The sequence below is a fragment of the Mesomycoplasma ovipneumoniae SC01 genome, assembly GCF_000218525.1.
GTDB lineage: Bacteria > Bacillota_I > Bacilli_A > Mycoplasmatales > Metamycoplasmataceae > Mesomycoplasma > Mesomycoplasma ovipneumoniae_A.
Genome location: NZ_AFHO01000023.1, coordinates 1 through 22,278, shown reverse-complemented (window position 1 = coordinate 22,278; position 22,278 = coordinate 1). Strand labels below are relative to the sequence as shown.

The 22,278-nt window shown below is 30.1% G+C and carries 7 protein-coding genes; all 7 read right to left on the bottom strand.

Annotated features, from left to right (window positions below; translation table 4 throughout):
• Nucleotides 1-859 (bottom strand): hypothetical protein (locus MOSC01_RS04330; protein WP_010321444.1); only part of this gene is annotated, 859 nt, incomplete at its 3' end.
• Nucleotides 860-913: 54 nt separating this feature from the next.
• Entirely contained in the window at nucleotides 914-12,970 is a 12,057-nt protein-coding gene (locus MOSC01_RS0103685; RefSeq protein WP_010321443.1) for a DUF1410 domain-containing protein, read from the bottom strand.
• Nucleotides 12,971-14,677: 1,707 nt separating this feature from the next.
• Nucleotides 14,678-15,883, bottom strand: a complete 1,206-nt coding sequence (locus MOSC01_RS0103680; protein WP_010321442.1) for an acetate/propionate family kinase — start codon at nucleotides 15,881-15,883, stop codon at nucleotides 14,678-14,680.
• The gene (locus MOSC01_RS0103675; RefSeq protein ID WP_010321441.1) at nucleotides 15,883-16,836 is read right to left on the bottom strand and encodes a phosphate acetyltransferase; all 954 of its coding nucleotides are present in this window, start codon (nucleotides 16,834-16,836) and stop codon (nucleotides 15,883-15,885) included. The genes MOSC01_RS0103680 and MOSC01_RS0103675 overlap by 1 nt, the downstream gene beginning before the upstream one ends.
• Nucleotides 16,837-17,085: 249 nt before the next feature.
• A complete protein-coding gene (locus MOSC01_RS0103670) occupies nucleotides 17,086-18,864 on the bottom strand; it encodes a hypothetical protein (protein WP_010321440.1) in 1,779 nt (592 codons plus the stop codon).
• Nucleotides 18,865-19,174: 310 nt separating this feature from the next.
• Complete coding sequence (locus MOSC01_RS0103660; protein ID WP_010321439.1) at nucleotides 19,175-20,944, bottom strand: hypothetical protein; 1,770 nt, start codon at nucleotides 20,942-20,944, stop codon at nucleotides 19,175-19,177.
• On the bottom strand, nucleotides 20,916-22,278 hold a 1,363-nt coding region (locus tag MOSC01_RS04930; protein ID WP_010321438.1), incomplete at its 5' end, for a hypothetical protein. The genes MOSC01_RS04930 and MOSC01_RS0103660, both read right to left, overlap by 29 nt.

The window sequence follows — 22,278 nt, the reverse complement described above, 5'->3', positions numbered from 1 at the left end:
TTTTGTTTTCAAAAGCTAGGGAAATCTCAAGCAAAGCCGAATTTAGACCATAATGCTTTTGGTTAAGATTTAAAATTTTACCGGCAATTGGACTTGGGGCAAAATAACGATTAGCCAGTGGCGAAATTGCCAAATCAAAAAGTTGATCTGGATCATCAAAATAATATTTAGTGGCAACAATTTCGTATTTTTGGTTGCGATCTAAATTTCTTAGCACAAAACTAGCTTGTTTTTGGTCATTTTTGGCAACAAGTTGACCTTTTGCTTCAAGAATTTTATTTGAACCAATTTCTTTATAGTACAAAATTAAATTAGCTGAATCAAGTAGGTTTTGTGAATCAAATAAACCAAGATCCAAAATTGTATCATTTTCAATATCATAATGACTAAATTTTTCAACTTGGTTTTTAGTTGAAAAAAACTGCGAAGTTTTCGAAAAACTAAAATAATAACGCGGATTGTTTGGGGCTACAAGTTGTAATTCATAAATTGAACCACCAAGTAAATTATCGGCATAAGTATGAAAAGTGTCAGTTTTTGGATCATATTCGACTTTAGTTTTAACACTATAACGTGATTTTTGACTAATATAAACAAGTTCGAGATCAGCTTTTTTAGCCCAGTCTGTATCTTGTTTTGTTTTTCCTTGGAGTTTAAAACTAAAATCACCTGAATTAGGACTTACATTGTCAGCAACAAAATTTTGGACATATATTGTTTTTGGAGTAATTACTTTGGCAAGATAAGGTGAGAGCGAAACAATAGCACCAGTTAAAAAACCGCTGCTGGCGAGTAATTTTTTAGTAAGATGACTATTAATTGTTTTATTGTTTTGGTTTTCTAGATTTGCTTTTTTCATAATTATCTCCTTGTTAATTAAATAAAATTCGTTGTTCTAATTTGGTTGAATTTATTAATAGATAATTCTACCTCATGCATCATCATGTTTGGTTCATGGGATAAAATAAGGATTTTGAGCATTTACACGAAGTCCTTGATATCCTTTTACTGGCAAAAGGTATTGATGAGTTTTACCATTTTGCACAAATTCATGGTACTGTTGTTCTTTAACATATGTATCTTGACCAACATAATTCTTTAAAAATTTATTTTGAAGAAAATTTGTTGGTAAATATGGAAAAACAAGCAATCCCATAAAGTTTAAATTTGTATTTTCAGAAGGAAGATCTTGTTCAGATCAAGTTGCTGGCGCAAGATTTACTTCTAAGGTTAAATTTTTAGTAGATATATCATCTTGGAGTCTAATCGGATTACCGTTTTTGTTCCCAAATAAGTAAATTTTTCCCATTTGATCAATAAAGGCCGCATATGAAACCGTTGGCATAATTTCTTGAATTCTTTTAATTGATCTGTAAGGATTTTGGAATTCTATTGTAAAAATTTTATTAGATTTATTATATTGTGTTGATTTGATCCCAAAAGGACTTCTCTGTTTTTTGGAGTTAAAGAAAGGTCCTTCAACAATTTGCTTGATTAATTGATTATTTTGCCTTGTGTTTCTAACATTTTGTTGTATCGGATCGTTATTGTCGGCCTTTGTTGGATTATCACCTAGTGTTTTAATCGGACCTGTTGGGCCAATGAATAAGGTTTCTTCTTCTTTGAAGTCTCTATCATTTCTAAAATTATTTCGAATTTTTTGAGAAAGAGAGTTTTCAAAAGCATTAATAATTTGAGTTTGCTGTGTACTTATATCGTATTGACGAATTTCAGAGCTATACCAAACATTTCCGGATGGATTTGCTCAAAAGTTACCTCAATATGGATCTTCCTTTTGAATTATTGGTGAAGTCATAAAAGTTAAATTTATGTTTTCTGACAACGTAGGGACTAATGGTTTGTAGTCTTTAATATCGATACCATTATGGCTTGCTAAACTACTCAAAAATTTTGGATAAATTGAAATAATTTTCTTAGCGAATGATTCTGGAGAAGTTCAATGATATGTAATTATTAATCCAATTTTTACAGTTTTATTTGGTTGCTGATCATCAACCTCAAACTTTGCAAGTCTAAGTGTATAAAACTTATTACGAGCTTCATTTTCTCTTAATTGAGTTTGTGGATATACAACTTTAGGGATTTCTCTAACTAAATCAATATATTCTTTAGTAGGAGAAGTTAAAAGTGATGAAAAAGGATTATTAAGATTATAATCATAAACTTTTACATCAAAATCTAAATTATAATCATTTGAATCATTAGATCTTCACTTGTTTGTTGGGACATTTCAATTACTTGATCCATCATCGTTTGTAGCATCAACTTTATATGTTGAATGTAGATTTGTCGAACCAGGGTTTTTTATTATTGCATTTTGAATATCAAAACGGACGTTAGAAGATAATTCAACTCATTTATTAATATCACTATCAGATGTAAAATTTGCATTCGCAAATTTATCTTTTAAAGGGGTCAATAATCCTTTTGGATCATCAAATTCCATTTCAATATAGGCCCCAATTTGATTTAGGGGTGTAATTTTAGATTTTTTAAGTAATATTCTATTTGTATATTTGGCAAAATCTTCAAGTTCTATTGTTTGAATTCTTGACACATTAGTATTTTGGCGACCAGAAGAAGAAGAAGAATAGGCTTCTGTATTTTTGTTTCTATTGTTTGTCTGATTAGTATTAATATTACTTATAATTTTAGAAAATTCTGATGTTTTTCGATTTTTATCGTCTTTAAAATATTTATACTGAATAGCAACACGCATTTTGTAATATGATAGTCAAGACGCATCGCCTTTAAGACTAAAAGCAAAATAACGTCGATAAGGGTTATCGGTGGTGGTTTTGTTATTTAATTGTTCTAACTCTCTGTGATATTCTACTAAAGACTTAATGTTATCAAGTGAATTTTTTTGTCTTTTTAATTCATCCTTTTGTTTGGTAATTTCATTCTTAATTTTAATACCTTCACCGATCAATTGCTGTTTATATTCTGCTTGGAAACTAGTAGTTGCTAGTTTTTTAAGTAATTCAATACGCTTATTATCCTGAGTTTCAAAGTTTTGGATATCGTTCTCAATTATTTTAATTTTTTGTTCGAGAATATCTTTTTGAATTAAAAGTCTTTGTAATTCGGGATTTTCGCTATATTCAGTTGGTGGACCAACTAGCTCACGCGGATTATATAATTCAATTGAGGAACCTGTATTATTTGGCTCATATCTTGCCACTTGTGTTCAACTTGAAGCATCACTATTATTATTTGCTTTATTTTTATCTTCAACTCCCTCAAGAATTAATTTTCAATCTTTCATTGAAGATTCATCAATTGCAAAGTAAGGATCATCAAAGGCAAAGTAAATAGTTTGTTCAAAAGTATTTTCTTTTCCTGAATGATTATAAAAATTAGTTATACCAGCTTTAACTAAAGGTGGTTGAGCAAGTTGGGTTGTAAACTTAAGGTTGTTAGTGTTAGTGGTGTTTTGAGTTTCGTCAAGATTTAAAGTAAGTGGGGTTGTGCCATGAGTTTCAACTGTCTGAATTTGACTAATTCTATAAGTTGTTGAAGGATAGAAATTACCATCTTGAGCATCGGTGACATCTTTGTTGTTTAGACTTGCAACGAGTGCTTTTTTAGTTCTGTCAAAACTGACACTAAATTTATATTCTCTTTCTTGTCTGTTGTCTCCAGTTGTTAATTCTTCACCATTAGGACCGAGAGGTTTAAATTTGACATTAATTTTTTTATTATTTAGTGATCACATTGAAACTGGGTCTAAATTTAGAGTTAAATTTTCAGGACTATATTCTTTTCCGCGAGTAGGAGCAATTCTAGTTGCTTGGGTTAAAATAATTCGTTCAGGCGAAAGTTCAGTGAAAGGAGTTTTGAATTTTCTTGGTTTTATATAAGCGTCTTGTTGAGTTGTTCCTCCACTGCCAGAGTTTTGTTCTAATTTAAGTTTATAGTCTTTTTCACCAAAAGGGATTTCAAGATCTTGACCTTGAAGTTTAAGAATTTTATATTCAACATTCGGAATTAAATTATCAAGCTCATATTCAATTTCAAATTTAGTTTTATCTGTAAAAGTTGTAACTTGTGATTGGGTAATTAAAGTAATTGGAATTTTATTTGCAGTTTCATTGTTTGGATCAGGCTGAATAGATAAAACAATTGGATTGTCAACAACCCGATCAAAGTTTCTTGGATCACCTTTGAGTTTAATTTTTAGTCGAGCAGAAGTATCTGTAAGATCTGAGACAACAAAAGACTCAATAACAGGCGGAATAATAACTTCTGATTCCAATTTAGGAGCATACTCTAAATTATATTGTCTTTCAGGAACGGCAATTACAATATCTTCAGGATTTGCACCTTTAAGATCAGTGGTTGCTGAGACTCCTTTGAGTGTAAATTCAAAGCCAATTTTGGTTCCTGGTTGGATTTGATTTGGGGCTTTAGCAGCTAAATCAATGTCAACTTTATAAGGTGTTGTTTTTTTAGTTGGATCTTCAGTTACTTGTAAATTATCAATTGTAGCTATATCAGTATTATCATTTTTATTTTTAATTTTAACTTGGAATGTTGCATCTTTTAAAAATGAATTGTCACTATCAAAATAAAGACTTACATTTCCAAAAACTTTTGACCCATCTTCTTTTGTAGGCTCAAGCCCTCTTGAAGTCTGAGCAGAACCTGAAGGCTGGGTAGAACCTGAAGATGTATTTACAGTACTTCCATTAGTCCCAGTTCTTAAGTCTGTAACTTCTAAGTCAGCAAGGAAAATTTTTTGAACTGTTGGGGTAAATGTTAATTTTGTTGAACTAGCTAAATTATCAATTTTAACTCCACCAATTTCAAAATTCTTAATATCATAAGTATGGAATCTATCAAGATTATTTAATTTAAAAGTAACCCTTCCGGTTGCTGGGTCATATTGAAATTGAGATATAAAACTAATTTCTTTTTTATCTGCTGGAGTTCCAGGGGTTGAAGCTGGAGCAGAACCTGCTGAAGTTGCACCTGCTGCACCTGAAGCAGAATCTGAACGAGCAATAGTAATTGTTGCAAAACTTTTTGGAATTTGTAAAAAGTTTTTGTTAAAATTAAATTCTAATGTCGCTGACCTTCCATCAGAATCTTTATCATCATCTTGCTGAAAATTAGTTGCTTCTTCATATGTAAATTGAGCTTTTGTTTCAAAAAATGGAATTTTTTGATCAGGTTGAGAGTTTTCGACCTCAGCTGAGTCGAATTTGGCTACTTCCATTTTACTTTGCCCTAATTCTGTTGGACTAGCTGGGCTTTGGCCGTCAACAGTTTTAATTTTTAAACTAGGATTTGAAGTTGATAGCGTACCCGCCCCTGAAGAAGCTGGAGAGCTAGTAGCTTCTTTAATTGTAAATTTAGTAATTTCATAAGTTTTATTTGGGGCTAAACTAGTTGTGGTTGTAGTATCTTTTGAACTAGTATTATCAATTGTTACTCGTGAAATTGGGCCGTCAGGAATAAAACTAAATTTAGTTGTTGAAGGAACAGCATTTCCAGCTGGAGGGTTAGTTGCAGGTTGATCCAGTTTCTCGGTAATTTCAAGCTCAATTTTGTGTTTGTTTCTTCAGAGATACTCGTCTTTTTCGTCAAATTGGAAAATAACATTTGCTGCCTGATCTTGATATGCACCAACTTGGGAAAAATTAGTAAGTCAAGCTTTTTTTCCTGGAGTTGTAAATTGGCTTTTGTCAACTCTTTGGGTTTTATACTCAGAAAGTTCAATTCTTTGATCTTTATAAGCAAAAAATTCGATATTATAAAGTGAAGCTTTATTTAAATTAGACTCAAAAGTAGCAACATAAAAATGTGAAGACTGAGCTGTTCCTGAAGCTGATAATTTTTTAATTGAACTAGCTCTTCTTATTTGTTCATATTTTTTAAGAGATTCATTGTATAGTTGTACTCGAAAATTATTTTTATCACTATCTTGATCAGATAAATCTTCTGAAGAAATAAAATAAGCATAAATTTTTGTTGTAATTCCTGAAGTTTTATCTTGTTCTTCAGTATAAATTAATTGATCATACAAACTAATTGGGATAGTTTGAATAATTGATGTTTCGTTAATTGCTTGGTTTTTTGAAGTATCTGTATCAAAAGTCGCTGAAGAATTGTAGCTTGAGTTAAAATCAACAAGATTTGGACTTGCCACACTTCGTCTTGCCCGACCAGAAGTTGAATTTGGTTTTTGAACTAGTTCAACTTTTGTGATTTTATAATTATAAGTTTCAAATAATTTGTTTTGATCAATTGCCTTGTTTTGAGTAGAAACCTTTTGTTCAACATTTTGTAGTTGACTTGAAAGTGTATTTGTTTCAGGATCGACATTTAAGCTTGTTGCAGCCTCAGGTAAAATAAGACTTTTTTGACTTGAGTCAGTATAGTTATCCTCAAAAACAACACTAACAGTTGAGTCAGAATTAATTATTCCATTAACACTTGAGACTGTTGTATTTGCATTTGTTTTGTCAATCCGTTGATAAGAAACTTTAACGGTGTAATTTTCTAAATATTGGGCAACTTGTTCGTCAAGTGTAATTTTAACATTAGCTGTTTTGTTAGTAGAATTATAATTTGATTCAATTTTTTTAACACTAAAACTTGTTGGTGTTGTTCGAAATAGTTTGTCTTCGTATTTGACTAATTGATCGTCAAAAGCAAGACTTTGTTGGACTCCTTGGTTATCTTGGTAAATAACTGAAACAATTTGGTAATAATTTAGTGTTTTTAAATTATTTGCACTAAAAGTATATTCAGAACTACTTGAACCTTGAACTGGATTTCCAACTAAATCAGCCTCATATTCAAGACCATCAGTAATGTCAATATATTTTAATTTAATTGTTGGTGATTGAACATCTAATAATAAAGTTGAATTTAATGTAATTTTTAGTTCGGCATTAGTTCCTGAAAGATTAACTTTTTCAACTGCACTAATAAATGAAGCTGTATCAAAAGTAGACTTAAGTCCTTGACCTGAATTAGGCAAAGAAGGTGTTGTTGGATCTTGAAGCGGAGTTGTTGAGATATTTACGCCCAAAAAGTTAGTATTAGCTAAAGTTGTTGCAGGAGAATCAGCTGGAGCTGGAGCATCCGGAGAAGCAGCAGGGGTTGGAGAAGCTACAGAACCTGAAGCTTGAGAATTATCTTGAAATGAACTAACCCCAGAAGAAGAATCATCAAAAACGCTAACACTGCGACGAGAACGAGCCAAAGGAACAAGACTTGAACCTTGAATTGCTGAGTGTGTTTTAGTTGTATCTGTTGAAGTTACTGTTTTTAGCGGGAAATATTGAACTACTTTTTGGTTTTGGTCTGCATCTGGAACAAATTCCAATTTGGAAATTTCAAAACGACTTCCAACTGGAACTTTATCTGCAAGGTCATCTTTTTTAATGCTAAAAATAGCAAGACCATCTTTGTCAACAGTTGTCTCAACACTAAGATCAGGATCATCAGCATCTGCAGCTTGGAATTTTTTAAATGTTAGCCTAACTTTATTGTTAACTAAAAATCAGTTTTTGTTAATATCAAAAAGCATTCTTAGAACCGCACCATGACGTTTGAATTCGGTTTGGGCAATATAATTAGGAGTAACATCCCGTGCAGTTGTTGCAAATTCTTTTTGATTTTCAGTTAGACTATTTAAAAACCCAAGGCGAACGCCACTGACAAAAATATCAACAATTGAATAAACTGTATATTTTTCCAAATCTTCTAATAAAAATTTAACAGTAGCTTCGTTTGCTACATCATCAAAAGTAATCTGGGCACCTGCCTGGGCAATTGCGCCAGTGCGATTTGACTTTACAACTAATTTTATATCTTGAAATGCATTAGCAGCTTTGGTTCCGTCAACATAATCTTTGAAAAATTGTTTTGGATCTTTAATTTTAAGCTCAATACCAGCTTGAGTATCGGTTAAATTAGTCTGCTCAAGAGTTAATTGAGGCATTGTCGCTGTTAGTTTTTGTTCAAGTAAAGTTTTGTCAATTTTAATTTCAGAAATTAAAGACTTTGTTGAAAAGAATTTTTTTTGTTTTGTTTCAACTTCGGCTGGATCAAATACTACATTAATATTATCTGAAACTGAACTAACAGCTGGGGCTTGACGCCGAACACGACGGCCGAGTGAACGAGTATTGCGAGTTACTGTTTTTTTTGATAATTTTAAATCTTTGACTTCATAAGTACTTGCTTCGTTAAGATCTTCGATTAAAAATACAGCTTGATTATTTGAAATTGTTACTTTTGATGATTTTTTAATTTCATTTTCTTTAGTTTTGAGAACATATTCAAGTTCTGCATCAAATTGATCATTTAAAATATCATCATTAACTGAGTCAAAAAAGACTGTAAGTTCAACACTAGTTTTTGAAACATCAACATAAGAAATATTTTTAACACTAACAGTGGTTAATTGGGTTACAAATGTTTTAGGTTCATTGTCTAGATTTGTTGAAAAAGGAATTGAATAAATACCATTTGACCGAACAACTTGAATTGAACTAACTTCGTATTTTGTTAGTTTTTCTAAATTGTTATTAAATTCAAATTCAACTGAGGCTGAAGTTTCGGCTTTTTGGCCGGCAATTGAATTTTCGGCTTTAATTTTCGCTGAAGCTAATACTAATTTTCCAGTTTGTTTATTAATTAGTGTTAATGTAGCAACTTGGTCTTTTTTTAGTTTTAGTATTTCATTATTTGAATTAGAAAACTCAACTTTAATTTTTGCTGATTGTTGTTTGTCAATTGTTTGTGTTGAATCTGTTGGGTTAAATTCAATTTTTGAAGCAACAACATCTGTTGCAAATTTAAGAGTTTTTTGGTTTGAATTAGCAGTAATTTCGGCAGCTCTTGAAGTATTAGCATCAGTTTGGGCTAGAAAGTCATTAACTATTTTGAATTTAGGACCGGTTGCGTTATATTGATCATTTGTTTTTACATCAGATTTGTTTGCCAAACTTAAAGTGGCAATTTTAAAGTCAGTTCCTTCTTGAAGACTATCAAAAATAACTTCAGCTCGTAGACGGCCATCAGCTAATCTTGTAATTTGAACTATTTTTTTAGTGTTGGTTGTTTGAACTCCGGCAGTAGCATCAACACTAACAAATGTAGCAACTGGATTACTATCTTGCTTAATTTCAACTTCAATTTGTTTGTCTGCTAAATAAGCATCTCTAATTGGGTCAAAATAAATTTCGGCTTTAACTGAGTTTTGTTTTATATCTGAATAAACAAGATTTCTAATCTCAATACTATCAACATTTACAACAAAAGACTTAGAATTATCTTCAGTAAAATTTTTCTCATCTTTAAAAATTAAATGATCAGGACGAGAATAGTCATTTACTGAAACTAATTCATACTTTGCTGCTCGATCAAGATTTGAAAAAGTAAATTCAGCTTCAACTTGACTATTGTTTTCTGCTGCATTAGCACTTGAAGCTACAATTGCACCAGTTTGGGTGTTTTTTAATAAAAGGGTTAATTGTTTTTGTTGGTCAGCGACTTGTTGTAAAAGTAATTTTTGGGCATCAGCAAAAGCTAACTTTACTTTAACAGTTTCGTCTTGGTTTGAAACAACGCTAAAAGATTTTAGCTCAGGAGATGAGTAAAATTTTTCGGACGCAATACTTGCTTTTTTAAGATCTGGGCTGTAATTATTAACTGTTTTTTCAAATAAAAAGCCAACAGAAGTTTGAATATCTTTATTTTTTGTCTCGTTAGTAATACTTAAAATAGAATATTCTGAACCAGCTTCAACTGAGTCAAAATTTAGTTTTAATACTAAATTTGGATCTACAGTCGCACTTGCTTCAACAGTTTTTTGATCTCTTGAGTTTTGAAGAACAACTTTAATTGTATCGCCACTTAAAAAAGTATCACTAACTGGGTCAAAAGATAATTCAATTGCGATTTTGTTGTGAGTCTGCTGAGTTTGGACTACTTTTATAACTTTTGCAGTAGTTGCGACCGTAGCAAAATTACGCTGCTTTGCTGATTCTTCTTTTAGTGCATCAGAAAATTCGATTTTTTGGGCATCAACTAAAATTTCACTAACTGTGTAGTGACTTAATTTATCAAGATTTTGAACATCAAATTCAACTTTGTTAATTCCGTCTTCAAATTTTATCTCGCTCGCTTGGGCTGAGGCCATTGTTCCGGTTGCGTTATTTTTTAAGAAAATAACTGCCTTTTTAAGTGAAGAATTTGCTCTTTTTTTATATTCTGGATCTTTTGTGGTAAAATTAACAACCAATTTTGCACTGTCTTGAGTAGGCTGAGCTGAAATTGAAGCAATATCACTAAGAGTATAAAAATAAGGTAAATTATCAGTTTCTTGTTGGTTCAAGTCAATAAATTTATACTCTAAATTATCAAAAACTTCATCTTGGTTTGGCGCTGGTTCTAATTTGAAAAAAGTATATTTTTTCCCGGGACTTAGTTTATCTAATTTAACTGAAAGTAAATTATTTGCAAGAACTGAATATGAATCAGTATTTGCACTTAAATCTAAAGGTAAAGATTTAACTTCTTGGTTGTCTTCGGATTTAAAAATTGCATTAAATTTTTTGCCATTTAAATAACGATTGAAATTTGGGTCAAAATAAATTAAGGCCTTAGCACTTGTTAGACTTATTGATTCAAAGTTTGCACCAATTATTTTAACTTTTTGGAAACTGGTTGTAAATCTTGCATTTAAATCAAGAACACCTTCGGAACTAAAAAAATCAGTTTTTCCGAGTATTTCAACATCAGCAACTTGATATTCAGTTTTAGGATCTAAATTTTCAAGATCAAAATGGACAATAAGTTTATCATCAGCTAATGTGTAGTGTGTATTTTGGGCTGGATTTTGGGCAGAAACACTAAGAGTTGATAAATTTGATAAATTTAAGTTAAGAGTTTTTGTTAAATTAGCAAAACCGGGTTGACCAAATGTTATTTTTGCATTTAAGTCTAAATTTGTCTTTGAAATATTTTTAAAATCACCAAGAATTGTTACATTTGCACGCGCACTTGTTTGGTTAATGTTTTCAAAGCTAATATCTGAGACATAATATTTGACAAAAAATTCATCCAGAGGTAAATTTTGCTGGGTGTTTTTGTTTTGATCAAAATTGATTGCCACTGCAACTTCTGGATAGTCAGAAATGACAATTTTGTCAAGTTTGTATGTTGTTGAGCTTTCAAAGTTTTCAAGTTCAAATTTAATTTCTGAACTCTGAGGGAAACTTGCTTTTGATTTATAAAGTTTTTGGGGCTCATCTTTTTTGTGATAGTATAAATAAAGCTCTTTGTCATTTAAAAAGGATGAATCCAGACCAAAACCAAAAGTGTATTCAACTTTTGAGGCAAGAATTTTTGGCTCTAATTTAATAAAAGTTCTTAGATCAGAAATTGAAGTAATAAAATTACGACTTGCTGAGCCAGACTCAAGACTGCTGTCTCAAGCTAAACTTAAATAATCATAGGCATCTTTGTTTTTAGCAAAAACTGAATTTGGATTTAGCCCACCAAAAACAACTCTATCAAGGCTGTACTTTGTTTTATTTGTTAGTCCTTTTGGCTCAAAACTAATTTGGTAAGAATTTACTCTGTCAGTTTTTTTAAAAACACCACTAACTGGAAGAATTGAATTATCATCTAAATATAAATGCGCTCGGGTTCCTTCTAAATTATCAACTGAGAAAACAGATAAGTCAATTTTGGCAAAAGTTGCTCCTGTTGCAATTTTGGAGTCAACAATTGCGCTTGGTGTATAAAAGTTTTTAATAAAAGTTTTGCCAAATTCAACTTTTGATGACTCAAGTTCAAAACTTTCGATTTGATAAGAAGAACCTGGGGCTAAATTGTTAAGATCAAAGCTCGCCAAATTAGCAGCAAAAATTGAACTGACACTAAATTTTTGACCTGTTTGAATATTTGTATAGTTTAGTTTTATTGGTTTGTTTTCCAAATTAGGACTAGTATCTAGAGTTGAAAAATTAACAGTAAGTCTTTTTGAGTCAAAAGTTAAATTTTGGTCAATTAATGAATCAGCACGATAATTATATTTGTCAGTTGTTGCCTCAAAAAGTTTTTCTTTTTGGGCATCTTGTTCGTAGTTAATTTGTGGAGCTAGGGCAATTTTTTGCATTGGCACAAGCGGAATTTCGCTGTTTAAATCAGAACTGTCAACATAACGAATTGCACTAATTTTATAATCCATTCCCGGATGGAGATTTTCAAGGCTAAATTCAGCCACTCCATTTTTAACAGTAGCTGAATCTACATAAGAAGTATGAATTTCTTGGGAACTGCTAAGTGGATCAGTGTTGCCTGATTGATTTTTTAGAATAAAATAATACTCAAGGGCAACTTTTTTGCCCTCAAGGTTGGCAGCCTCATCAGCAAATTTTAGCGAAACTGAGGCGCTAGAAGGAGTTTTTGTTTGAAAATTAATTGTTGAAACTGCAGGCGGAGTATCAACAAAATTGCTAACATTTTGCCCAAAGGCAATTACCTTTTTGGCTGAAAATCTTTTTTGCTTTTTATCATCAAGATAAACTTTTAGATAGTATCTTTTCCCAAAACTAAGACCGTTATAATTTGAAGATAGCCTTCAAGTTCGACTAAATTCATCATAAACGGCCTTGTGTGAAGCAATTACATCATTGCCTTGCTCATCAGCTGTAAAGTCAACGTTTAAATCTTGATAATTTAGTTTATATGAATCTAAATCGCTTAGGGCAAATTCAAGTTCATAGCCAATATTATCACGATTAATATGTTTAAAATCAACAATATTATATTGAAGTGTATTTCAAGACTTTAAAAGGAAAGGAAGAAAACTGAGTGAACCAATACTAAGTCCACCAAAGGCAAGTAATGAAAGTATGATTGCACGTTTTTTGGTTGCTTTCATTAATTTTTTCTCTTTTTTTGTTAGATTTTCAGCCATAATTACTCCTCTTTATATATAATACAGATTTTGTTCTAATTTTACCAGTTTTTTGTTTAATAATAACAAAAAACAAAGTTTGAAATTATTTCAACTTTGTTTCTTTAAATAAAAGTAGATAGGTAAAATAAATTTTAGACTTTACTAGATATTTCAATAGTATGTCTTAATTATACTAAAATATTTTGAAATCAAAAGTAAATAAAAAAATATTTTTGTAATTAACCATTTTAGTAGAATATCTCGATAAGTATGACCTTATTATACTAAAATACTTTAAAATCAAAAGAAAATAAAAAAATTTTTTCTGTAATCAAAGATTTTAGGCAAAAATTACTAGGCAAAAAAATTTTTAAAAAAATGCTTGGTCAAAAATAAAGTTATGCTATAATAAAGTTCACTAAGAATAATTAATAAATTTTGTATTGAATTAAGGGGGAATCAGTTATGTTTTTTGTCTAATGTGTTCTGATATTGCGAATTTTTCATTATATTTTTAAATATGATGGAATGCCTTAAATTTAACCGTTTAGAAATCTACAAATTTATGGCTTTTAATTATGGCTCTTTCAAAACTTCATATATTTTTTTAGGCTCAATGCAAATAAAAACGAGTTTTCTATTTGCATTGAGTTTAAATAGTAGTTGTATTTTTTATGGTTTTTGTTATTTTGTCCATAAATTGATTTTTGCCAGTGTTTTAGTGTTTTAAACTAAAAAAGCAGTTTAAAAATTTCAAATTTTGCTTTTTAAGGTAAAATTTTAGCTTTTTTTAGTTTTACTTATTTTATTAATAAGTAGATTTTGCACTCAGAGCGTTAGATTTAAAATTTAGTGTTTTTGCCTTGATAGTTATTTTTCCTGAGTTTGGCAAAAAAGTTAAAAAGCGCCCAAAAACCGGACACTTTTTAAGATTATTTATCAAACCGGGAAACTAGCCAAAATTAATCCGCAAAAAAATTTTTAAAAAAATGCTTGGTTCAAGAAAAAATTATGTTATAATCACTCTCACTAAGAATAATTAATAAATTTTGTATTGAATTAAGGGGGAATCAGTTATGTTTTTTGTCTAATGCGCTCTAATATTGGGGATTTTTCATTATATTTTTAAATATGATGGTATGCCATAAATTTAACCGTTTAAAAATCTACAAATTTATGGCTTTTTCTTTTGGCTCTTTCAAAACTTCACATATTTTTTTAGGCTCAATGTAAGTAAAAACGAGTTTTCTATTTACATTGAGTTTAAATAGTAGTTGTTTTTTTTTTATGATTTTTGTCAGTGTATCCATAAATTGATTTTTTGCAGTGTTTTAGTGTTTTAAACTAAAAAAGCAGTTTAAAAATTTCAAATTTTGCTTTTTAAGGTAAAATTTTAGCTTTTTTTAGTTTTGCTTATTTTATTAATAAGTAGATTTTGCACTCAGAGCGTTAGATTTAAAATTTAGTGTTTTTGCCTTGATAGTTATTTTTCCTGAGTTTGGCAGTTATCTTAATAAATCGGTAAAAAAAGGTAATTAACTTTTGCCAAAAAAGTTAAAAAGTGCCCAAAAACTGGACACTTTTTAAGATTATTTATCAAACCGGGAAACTAACCAAAATTAATCCGCAAAAAAATTTTTAAAAAAATGCTTGGATCAAAATAAAAATATTGTATAATGTCAATACTTTGGTTTTATTATGGGTTCTTTCAAAACTTAATAAAGGTTAGTTTCAAACTTTGAGCGCATTTTTTGCTATTAACAGTTCTTCGTTTGTTTTGATTACGAAAATGTCAAGATCTGATTCTGGTGCTGAAATTTTTTCAATAGCGCCAAATTCTGGAATTGGTCTTGAATTTAGTTCTTGATCAAGAACTAAATTCAACTTCGGTAATTGAATTTTTGCAATTACCGAAGCGCGAATTAGTGCTGAATTTTCGCCTACTCCACCGGTAAAAACTAAAGCTTTAATGTTTTTACCAACCTTATTAATGTAATTAATTAGATAGTCGACAATTTTTTGCACATAAACTTCAAGGGCAAAACTTGCATCTTGATTACCGTTGTTTGCGGCAGAAATCACATCCCGAAGGTCAGAAGAAACGTTTGAAAGTCCTAAAAGTCCTGATTGTTTGTTTAAAAGTGTGTCTAAATCAGTGAAGGAAAAATGAGCTGTTGTGCCTAGGTAGGTTAAAATTGAGGGGTCAACATCACCGCTTCGTGTTCCCATGGCAACACCTGCAAGTGGCGTCATTCCCATTGAAGTATCAACTGAAGCCGAATCTTTAACAGCGCACAATGAAATCCCATTCCCAATGTGCATGTTTACAAAATTAACTGAATCAGAATTATAGATTTTTTCAACTTGTGTTGTTATATATTTGTGAGAAATGCCGTGAAATCCGTATTTTCTTATTCCGTATTTGTTTGCTATTTGGGCATTAATTGGATATGTGTAATTAACTTTAGGGATACTTGCATGAAAGGCAGTGTCAAAACTTGCTGATAATTTTGCTCAAGGAAGTAATTTTTTAATAGCGCTAATAGTTGCAAGTGCTCCTGGATTGTGTAAAGGTGCAAATTTTGCTGCTTCATCAATTTTTGCTATTGCTGAATCATCAAGGCGAGCTGGAGCATTAAAACTTGCGCCCCCGTGAACAATTCGAAATCCGACAAGCTCAAATTCTTCTAGGTTTTGGACTAAATTATTGTCTTTTCAAAGTTGAATTTGACTTTCTAAGGCATCAGAATGAGTTGGAAAATCTTTGCTCAAGTTGTAGCTTTTTTCGTCAAATGTCATTTTGATTTTGCCTTCTTGAAGTCCAATTCTTTCGATTAGACCAACTCCGAGCAAATCTAATGTATCTTTTTCAAAAATTTGTCATTTAATTGAGGATGAACCAGCGTTTATAACTAAAATTTTACTCTTCATTATTTATCCTTTTCAACTTGAAGTGCGCTAATTAGTGCAGTGTAAAAAACATCTTCAACCGTTGCTCCACGTGATAAGTCATTAATAGGAGCGGCAATTCCGGTGATTATTGGTCCTATTGCCCCAAAGCCACCAAGTCTTTGAGCAATTTTGTAGCCAATATTTCCGGCATCAAGATTTGGAAAAATTAAAACATTCGCATTTGTAGCAACATTTTCACCATATTTTTGGCGACGTACTTTATAGTCAAGGGCTGCATCTAGTTGAATTTCACCATAAGCTTCAATTGGCGAGGTTGCATTGAACATTTTTACAGCTCTAGATACGGCATCAGATTGAGGTGATTTGGCTGATCCTTTTGTTGAAAATGATAAAAAAGCTGGTTTAGGGTCAAATCCAAGTTGAATTGCAAAGTCAAGTGCGTTTTTAGCAATATCAGCTAATTGAGTTTCGTTTGGTAAAATATTTACTGAAATATCACTAAATAAGTATTTTTCATCACCTCGATGCATTATCATTACCGAAGAAATTGTTTTAATATCTGGTTTTGGTCCGATAATTTTGAATGCAGCTCGAAGAATTTCTGCGGTTGGATAATTAAGCCCGCCTATTACAGCGTCAACTTTTTTGTTTCGAAGGAGCATTGTCCCGTAAAATGCATTAGAATCAAATTGGGCGACAGCTGATTCTAATGTTTCTTTGTTTTTACGGATTTTTAAAAATTGTTGTATAAAAGTTTGTTTTTCTTCTTCGTCAACTAAATATTGGTCGATTTCAAGATTCTCATATAATTCGTCAACAAGTAAAATTGGTCTAACTAAATTTTTAGCTTTTAATTGCTGAGCGGCTTGAATTGCCCGTTCATCATGTCCGTCAATAATTAAAACTGAACGTAGACTTTTAGTTTCATTTTGTTGTTTTAGTCGTAATTCAAGATAATTTTGGTATGTCATTTTTTCCTTTCAAAGGTCAGTTTTGATCAACTAGATTTAATTTTACAAAATTTTTTTTATTTTACTAAAAAAAGATCAATAAATTACTAGAAAATAACTAGTTATTTGAATTTTTTATTAGTCTGGTAAAAAAAATATATTTCAAGAACATACATTTCAAATAAATAAGAATTTAAAAAAATGCAAGTTAAGAATTTTAAAAATAAACTTAAATTTTTTGTCTTTAAATTCACTAATTAACAAAAAGATCTAGGATTCCCCTTCTATCTCAATAAATTTTTTGCTTTTATAACCGCGAAAATCTACTCTTGCAATTTCATTATAATATTCAGTTTTATCATCGTTATCTAAAGAATAGATAAGGTGTTGTTGTAAAATTAATTCTTTTTCTTGTTGGGTATATAAATTAGTATTTTCTAGAAAGTCTGTAAAATACCCAAATTCATGGTTTGTTCCTTTTAGAAATTTATTCAAGGCATCCCGATATAAAATTAATTCTTCCATAGATGATTCCATCACATTTTTATCTAAATCGATTTTCCTTGGTGATCTAGAAACAAAGAAGGCCGGATCCGTGCCATCACGAAGAAAAATATCTTGTTCAAGTTTGACCAATTTTTGTTTGAAATAATATTTTAAAATTTCGTATTTACCTCCATAAATATCATCATATAAATTTGAATGGCCAAATCAGTAATAAATTTTTTCACCATCAACATACAATAAAATAAAATTTTTCAATGCAATTGGCAAAATTCATGCATCGCCACCCCCATAGGCGGAGTAGTAATATGGTTGAAATCAAAAAACTGGCTTTTTTGAGTCAAATTGGGAAATTATTTCATCAAAAAGGCCATATTCTTGTCCACCAAGGTAAAAAATTTCGAAATTTTCAAGTTTTAATTTTGCTCAACTTGGTAGAATAAAAAAATCAGGTTCAGTAGGATAATAAAAATCTCAATCTTCAACTCAATATTTAGGACCAAATAAAATTTGCAACAAATAGATTAATTCGATTTTATTTGTCCAATTATTCGCATGATCATAATAAGTTTGGCCGACTTTACCAAAAAGTTCGATGCAATACTTTCGATATTCTGGACCAAATTTATCAAATCAACTAAGAATAAATTTATCACGATTTTCAATGTTTAAATTAAGCCTTTTAATCCCGTATTTTTCAAATTTTTTAAGCAAATTTTCATAAGTTTCAAAAGTAAATACATTTTGAATTGATTCGATTTGGGTTTTTTCGCCAAAATTATAATTCTCTTTTAATAACAAATTGTAGATATTTTCTACATTTTGTCCTAAATATGCTTTATTTATATCTACAAACTTTGCGCTATATTCATATTTATTTGATAAAAAATCAAAGATTTTTTCATGGTAATTTGCTAAATTTTTTGGTTTTGCATAAGGAACACTTTCCTGAATTTCCTTAATAATTAAAGCTTCAATTTCTCTTAATTCGGTTTTTGATTTAAATATTATTGAAAAGACAGCCGGATAAGAGATTGAAAATTCGCATTTTTCAATATTATCAAAGTTTTCAAAGACAACAACAACCTCTTCAAAACCTTTACCATCGTATAAATAATATGAAGAATAAAGTTCAGAGATAAGATCAAGATTTTCTTTTCCATTTTTATCACAATATTCATTGTTTGCTCAACCGCCAATTAAACACCTAATATCATTATAAAAATGAAATTTATTGAGTTTTTTGGAAAAAAACACACTTTTCGGGATATCTTCTAGTTTTAAATTATAAACATAATCTTCTTGTTTATAATTTAAACTAATAATTCTTTCAATATGATTAGGATTGAAGCCGTAGTGAAGGTAATTGGCTAGAAAAATTGGAAATGCAAAATCATCATCATCATATTTACAATCAAGCGATAATTTAACATCATTCACAATCATGTTTCGAATTGAACAACGACTTTTAATATTAAGTTCTATATATTTTAGTTTAATTAACTGTTTTTTTGCCTTGGTTACTAAATCTAATTGCGTTTCCATATAAAAAAACACACCTTTTCAACATTTAACATTTTTTCTCTTGGTATAAAATCCTTCTTTATACCTTCTTCCTTTTCACCTACCATTATTAATCCTCTTACATGATAACTGGGAAAATATATTTTTACTTATGGTTGGCAATTGTCGGTTAGATTTTCTTTAATATCAAACTCGGAACATTTTTGCAACCAAACATAAATTCAACTGATAAAATTACTATTTTTAAATAGATAAAAATGAAAAACAAGTTATGAATTTTAAAAATAAATTTAAATCTTTTGTCTTTAAATTCATTAATTAACAAAAAGATCTACGATTCTCCTTCTATCTCAAGAAATTTTTTACTTTTATCACCGCGAAAATCTACTCTTGCGATTTCTTCATAATATTCAGTTCTATCATCATTATCTCAAGTAAAAGGGCCGTGTACTTGTAAAATTAATTCTTTTTCTTGTTGGGTATATAAATTAGTATTTTCTAGAAAGGGTTCAAAAAACCCAAATTCATGGTCTATTTCTTTTAGATATTTATTCAACGCATCCCGATATAAAATTAATTCTTCCATAGATGACTCAATCACATTTTTATCTAAATCGATTTGCCTTGGCGATCTAGAAACAAAGAAGGCCGGATCCATGCCATCACGCAAAAAAATATCTTGTTCAAGTTTGACTAATTTTTGTTTGAAATAATATTTTAAAATTTCGTATTTACCTCCATAAATATCATCATATAAATTTGAATGTCCGAATCAGTAATAAATTTTTTGACCATCAACATACAATAAAATGAAATTTTTTATTGCGATTGGCAAAATTCGTGATTCGCCCGCTCCATAGGCGGAGTAGTAAAATGGTTGAAATCAAAAAACTGGCTTTTTTGAGTCAAATTGGGAAATTATTTCATCAAAAAGGCCATATTCTTGCCCGCCAAAGTAAAAAATTTCGAAATTTTCAAGTTTTAATTTTGCCCAACTTGGCAGAATGAAATAATCAGGTTCATTAAGGGAAAAATATAGATCTTCAAATTCATATTTAGGGCCAAACAAAATTTGCAACAAATAGATTAATTCGATTTTATTTGTCCAATTATTCGCATTATCATAATAATTTTTGCCGTCCTTACCAAAAAGTTCGCTACAATACTTTCGATATTCTGGACCAAATTTATCAAATCAACTAAGAATAAATTTATCACGATTTTCAATATTTAAGTTAAGTTTTTTAATCCCGTATTTTTCAAATTTTTTAAGCAAATTTTCATAAGTTTCAAAAGTAAATACGTTCTGAATTGGTTGAATTTGTGTTTTTTCGCTAAAATTATAATTCTCTTTTAGTAATAAATTATAGATTTTTTCTACATTTTGTCCTAAATATGCTTTATTTATATCTACAAACTCTGAATTATATTCATATCTATTTGATAAAAAATCAAAGATTTTTTCGTAGTAATTTGCTAAATTTTTTGGTTTTGCATGAGGAACACTTTCCTGAATTTCCTTAATAATTAAAGCTTCAATTTCTCTCAATCTGCTTTTTGATTTAAATATTTTTCAAAAATAAGTAGGATAAGAAATTGAAAATTCGCATTTTTCAATATCATCAAAGTTTTCAAATACAACAACAACTTTTTTAAAAGCTTTACCGTCGCGTATAGCAGATGTAGAATAAAGATCAGATTTATAAACAACATTTTCTTCTTCGTTTATTTCACAATATTCAATGTGGTGACAGTCACCAATTAAACACCTAATATCGTTATAAAAATGGAAATATTTGAGTTTTTTGGAAAAAAATACACTTTTTGGGATATCTTCTAGTCTTAAATTATAAATATAATCTTCTTGTTTATAATTTAAGCTAATAATTCTTTCAATTGGATTAGGATTGAAGTCATTATAAAGGTAATTGTATAAAAAATCTGGAAATAGATAATCTTTGTAATGACAATCAGACTTTGAATCAACATCATCCCTAGTCATATTGCCAATTGAACAACGACTTTTAATATTAAGTTCTATATATTTTAGTTTAATTAACAGTTTTTTTGCCTTAGTTACTAAATCTAATTGCTTTTCCATATAAAAAATGCACCTTTTCAACATTTAACATTTCTTCTCTTGGTATAAATTCCTTCTTTATGTCCTTTTGCTTTTTCCCTATCATTCTTACCCTCCTTACATGATAACTGGGAAAAAGTATTTTTATGTATGGTTTTTTATTATCACTATCATCTAGTTTAATATCAAACTCATTTTTAGGGTCAGTTCAATCAATAGCATCACTAGCTAGGCCTTTTCCAACAACAAAGCGATCATTAGTAAAACCAATATCTTTATTTAAATTATAATTTGGGTTTCTTGGTCCTCTGTTTCCTACTAGCGAATTTGCTGTATATTTTGTTTTTATAGCCAAATTTTTCATAACTGATTGATTATATGAATAAAAATCAATAGGTGAATTTAGTTTCTTATCCATATTTTCACGGTCTTTTTTATCCATTTTATCTCTTACTGAACTAGGCAGCAAGTTATTAATAATAATTTTGGTTAATTCTGATTGGGCTAGCAAACTTCCAACCGCTAAAAGTCAGGCTGCAGGTTCTGGAATTGCTTGTTTACTAATAACAAAATAAGGTTCTAAGTCTTCATTGTGAAAATTAAAAAATCAGGCAGGATGGATTCCAGTATATTGTCTTAATTTTTCCTTATCTTTTGCTTTTATAATAGAAAGTTCTAATGCCTTTGTATTTGCTATTGATTTAATGCTAGGCTCACCTTTTGCTTTTGGTAATTTATCTAAGTCAACCACAATTGAGCTTTCAGTTCTTTCAGTAATAGGATTATTATCAGCTGGCGCAGAAACAGGGTTATTATTAGCTGGCGCATGAACAGGGCTATAACCAACTGATGGATAAACAGGGCTATAACCAGCTGACGGATAAATAGGACTATAACCAACTGACGGATAGTAACTTGTTCCGCCTCCATATCATGTACCTACACCAGCAACATTTGGAAAAGTTCCCATAGTTACCGCAGCAGGTGTAGAAACTGCAAATGCGACAAGGACAGCTGCAGCAGCTTTTGCAATAAATGGAATAAAAGGCAAAAAGAATTGAAGGAATGTTTTTTCAACCCGAGTTTGATTTTTAAGCTCTCTAAAGTCAAAAACATAACCTTCTAATTTTAGTTTTGGTACACCTTCTTCAAAATAGAGTTCAGCTTTTTTGTCAACCAATTCAAGTGAAGCACTATTTAAAATTAGCTCACCTTCTTGATTAATTTGAATTTCGATATCATCTAGATTAGGAGAGACTGAATTAGTACTTGTTTTGTTTAGATGTGTTTTGGCATTTTTAATATTTGCATTAATAACAAGCAAATTTTGTTGGTTTTTTGCTGAAACAATTTGG